Origin of the sequence: Aporhodopirellula sallentina SM41, from assembly GCF_000346505.1 — a bacterium.
GTDB classification, from domain to species: domain Bacteria; phylum Planctomycetota; class Planctomycetia; order Pirellulales; family Pirellulaceae; genus Rhodopirellula; species Rhodopirellula sallentina.
Window position 1 is genome coordinate 1 of sequence record NZ_ANOH01000304.1, and the last position, 3,134, is coordinate 3,134.

Sequence of the window (3,134 nt, forward strand, 5' to 3'; positions counted from 1 at the left end):
CTTGTCAGTGCTTGGGCTGTCCAACGTGGTATCAGCCTGGGGCAGCTTGCAACGGAAGAAAAGTCCAATGAAATCACTGCAATTCCGGAGCTTTTAGATCAAATCGAAATTGCAGATTCTGTGGTCACGATCGATGCAGCGGGATGCCAAAGGATCATCGCTGCAAAGATCATCGACTCCAAAGGCAACTACGTCCTCGCTCTCAAAGGGAACCAAGGAACACTTCACGACGCGGTGATCGAGTACATCGTCGGGCATATGGAAAACGACTTCCGTGATGTGCCGGCTCGCAGATACACCGAGCGACTCAAAGGACATGGACGCATGGATGAGCTTGTTTACTATCAACTTCCGGTGCCCGATGACTTGATTGGCCGAGAGAAGTGGAAAGGCATGAAGACAATCGGCGTTGTCATTCGAATGAGCGAAAATGGCAACAAATTCACAACGGATGTTCGGTATTACATCAGCTCACTTGCGTTGGGCGTGAAGCGGTTCGCCGCGTGTGTCCGAGGGCACTGGGGAATCGAGAACACGCTTCACTGGTGTCTGGATGTCACGTTCCGTGAGGATGAGAATCGAGGTCGCAATCGGGCGCTCGCGGTCAATCTGGCTTGGCTGAAACGCTTCGCGATCAGCCTGCTAAAACAAGTTGACGACAAAGAAAGCATCGCCATGCGTCGGCCCAGCACCGGATATCCAGCACACCCGCGAGTCATTTGATTGCTTTGTTCGTTCATAGTCACAAGAGCCGACGACTGGGGTCGCACCAGCATGAGCGAGTCAAAAGGAAGACACTGCCAAGAGCGGTGCCTTTCTGCATCGAGCCACGTCGGTTTGGGAAATGGCCCCGCACCGAAGTGCGGAACCGAACTTCAGTCGATGAATGCAACATGTCGCATTGCGATCGACTCGTTTTCAGTGTTCATCAAGACTTGGTGCCAACCGTTCAAGATGATCGTCTTGTGATCCGGATGGCGCACTCGTCCGCGAACAAACACGCTGGGGTTTCGACGTTGAGCGACCCAGTGCAGATGACGAAGTTCAGGCTTGCGACTTATCAATCGCATTCGCTGTCCCTCGGTCAATCCGTTCGGGTGCTGGTTACTGATGTAAACCAGTTGTCCGCCCTGTCGAACCACTTCTTCGCAAATGTGCGGCTTTCCGCCGCCACGTGCGATCGGCTCGCTGCGTAGAACGAGACGCTCATCGACCAACGCCGGGTTTTCGACCGGGACGAAGAACCACTCGCCCTGACGGATAAATGCTTCATTGCGCCGACGATTCCGCTTTCGCGGCTTCACGCCAAGACGGTTCTCAAGTGCTCGCACCGCAACCGGCTTGAGCGCGTCGAAAGCTGTCTTCACAGATGAAACGGCTGCCCGTTCAGGAACAGCAGCAACGAACCAATGTCGCTCGTCGTGTCCGCACAAAAACTTGTGCTTTCCGTCGTCTTGTCGGGACATCAGCAGCAAGTGCCGCATTGAAGGCTGAACGTCGATCACCTGCGTTTCGGCCAACTGTGGTGGCTGAATCGAGATGTCGAAGAACTCACCCTCGGCGTCGTTGCCGATGTCGATCGAAACTTTTTCACGGAGAGCCGTTCCCCAACGCCGAACGATCGGCGGATGAACGATTGCTCGAGCACCAATTCGCGTGAATTGACGCTCAATCTGACGCATGCTCATGACATTGCCTTTCAAAAGTGTCAAACAAGCGAATGGATGCCAGCAGCCAACGTGACTGCGAATATCGGCAGTAGCCCGACCAGGAATCGAACCCGGAACTTCTGGTTAGAAGCCAGAGATGATGTCCGTTTCACCATCGAGCCATTTCAAACAAGCGGAAGGCGAGGGAGTCGAACCCTCATCACCCGAAGGTGGCACGCGTTAGCAGTGCGGCCCGGCAAACCGTATCCGGCTGCCTTCCGTAAATCAAAACTGAGAGTGGACTGAAAGGGAATCGAACCCTTCTCACCGATCTTGCAAGGATCAGTCGCCCCCTTGGAACATGCCAGCCCATTTGTTTCATCAGAGGTCCGTCCGGGAATTGAACCCGGTCTTCGTCCATACCACAGACGCGTGCTGCCGCAACACTTACAGACCTTGTCGGTTCAGTGATCACGGATGGAATCGAACCATCGGTCTCCTGCTTGTCACGCAGGCGTCTAAGCCGCTGGACCACGCGATCGGAGTAGCTTGTTAGCATTTAGCTCATTAGCCGTTAGCAAAGAAAAGGAGAAGAAGACATGCGAGACCATACGAAACTTCGAGCTTTCACTTTGGCAGACGAAGTTGCACTGCTGATCTACAGATTCACGTCGAGTTTTCCGCGAGAGGAACAATTCGGACTGACTTCGCAAATGCGGCGGGCGGCGGTGTCGATCCCATCGAACATCGTTGAAGGATGCGGACGTCAAAGCGAAGCCGACTTTGTTCGTTTCCTAGACATCGCTTACGGTTCACTGCGAGAGGTTGAATACCAAACATCGCTCGCACACCGCCTCGGCTTTGCCGATGAAACGCCAGAACTGAAAACTAAACTGACCGAGACATCGAAAGTTTTGGCAGCGTTGATCCGGTCCATCCGAAAAAGCTAGTCGCTAACATGCTAACTGCTAATCAGCTAGCCAAAAGTAGCGGGTTCGGGGGTCGCACCCGACGGTCCAGGCTTATGAGGCCCGGATGAGCCTGGCTCACCCGCATCGTTGTCTCACCTTTGAGAGTGAAAGTAGCCAAGGCGAGAGTTGAACTCGCACTCCGCTGTGGGCACGACATTCTGAGTGTCGCGTGTCTACCGATTCCACCACTTGGCTGTCATGAAAGTAGCGCGGGAGGGAGTCGAACCCACAGACATGTCACGGAGGTTTGAGCTCCGTCGCTTTACCGGTTTGCGTACCGCGCCGTTTAGATTGAAAAGCGTCCCCGATCGGATTTGAACCGACGACCTCTTGCGTGACAGGCAAGCGAGCACTCCGCTGCTCCACGAGGACTTGTTGTTTGCGAAAAGTACGGGCACTCGGATTCGAACCGAGACTAATTGGTTGGAAGCCAATCGTGCTGGCCGTTAGACGCTACACCCGCATGTTGAGTAGCTCAGGTGGGACTCGAACCCACAGCATCTCTGGTTCTAAG

3 protein-coding genes and 8 tRNA genes are annotated in these 3,134 nt (G+C 54.2%); 2 read left to right on the forward strand and 9 right to left on the reverse strand.

Annotated elements, in window-relative coordinates; translation table 11 throughout:
- On the forward strand, positions 1-723 hold a 723-nt coding region (locus tag RSSM_RS20390), incomplete at its 5' end, for an ISAs1 family transposase (RefSeq protein WP_044303141.1).
- Positions 724-875: 152 nt separating this feature from the next.
- Here the strand turns inward: RSSM_RS20390 and RSSM_RS20395 are convergent.
- The 5 genes from RSSM_RS20395 to RSSM_RS20405 form a co-directional block, all read right to left on the reverse strand.
- Positions 876-1,688 carry a hypothetical protein gene (locus RSSM_RS20395; protein WP_008683167.1) on the reverse strand — a complete coding sequence of 271 codons (813 nt, stop codon included), beginning with the start codon at positions 1,686-1,688 and terminating at the stop codon, positions 876-878.
- 71 nt (positions 1,689-1,759) lie between these two features.
- A tRNA-Arg gene (locus RSSM_RS20400) sits at positions 1,760-1,831 on the reverse strand.
- A gap of 12 nt (positions 1,832-1,843) precedes the next feature.
- Positions 1,844-1,929: transfer RNA gene (locus tag RSSM_RS33485), tRNA-Ser, on the reverse strand.
- 18 nt (positions 1,930-1,947) lie between these two features.
- A tRNA-Ala gene (locus tag RSSM_RS33490) sits at positions 1,948-2,020 on the reverse strand.
- Between the two features lie 97 nt (positions 2,021-2,117).
- Positions 2,118-2,190: transfer RNA gene (locus tag RSSM_RS20405), tRNA-Val, on the reverse strand.
- 58 nt (positions 2,191-2,248) lie between these two features.
- On the opposite strand from RSSM_RS20405, the gene RSSM_RS20410 reads away from it, so the two are divergent.
- Complete coding sequence (locus RSSM_RS20410; protein WP_008683169.1) at positions 2,249-2,599, forward strand: four helix bundle protein; 351 nt, start codon at positions 2,249-2,251, stop codon at positions 2,597-2,599.
- A gap of 132 nt (positions 2,600-2,731) precedes the next feature.
- Here RSSM_RS20410 and RSSM_RS20415 read toward each other — a convergent pair.
- The 4 genes from RSSM_RS20415 to RSSM_RS20430 form a co-directional block, all read right to left on the reverse strand.
- A tRNA-Leu gene (locus RSSM_RS20415) sits at positions 2,732-2,815 on the reverse strand.
- A gap of 10 nt (positions 2,816-2,825) precedes the next feature.
- Positions 2,826-2,904, reverse strand: a tRNA-Leu gene (locus RSSM_RS20420).
- A 15-nt stretch (positions 2,905-2,919) separates the two neighbouring features.
- A tRNA-Asp gene (locus RSSM_RS20425) sits at positions 2,920-2,992 on the reverse strand.
- A 17-nt stretch (positions 2,993-3,009) separates the two neighbouring features.
- Positions 3,010-3,083 (reverse strand) — tRNA-Gly (locus tag RSSM_RS20430).
- Positions 3,084-3,134: the final 51 nt, after the last annotated feature.

Excerpts from the sequence above, each read along its gene's own strand:
- RSSM_RS20395 (WP_008683167.1), bottom strand. The coding sequence starts at position 1,688 with ATGAGCATGCGTCAGATTGAGCGTCAATTCACGCGAATTGGTGCTCGA.
- RSSM_RS20410 (WP_008683169.1), top strand. The coding sequence starts at position 2,249 with ATGCGAGACCATACGAAACTTCGAGCTTTCACTTTGGCAGACGAAGTT.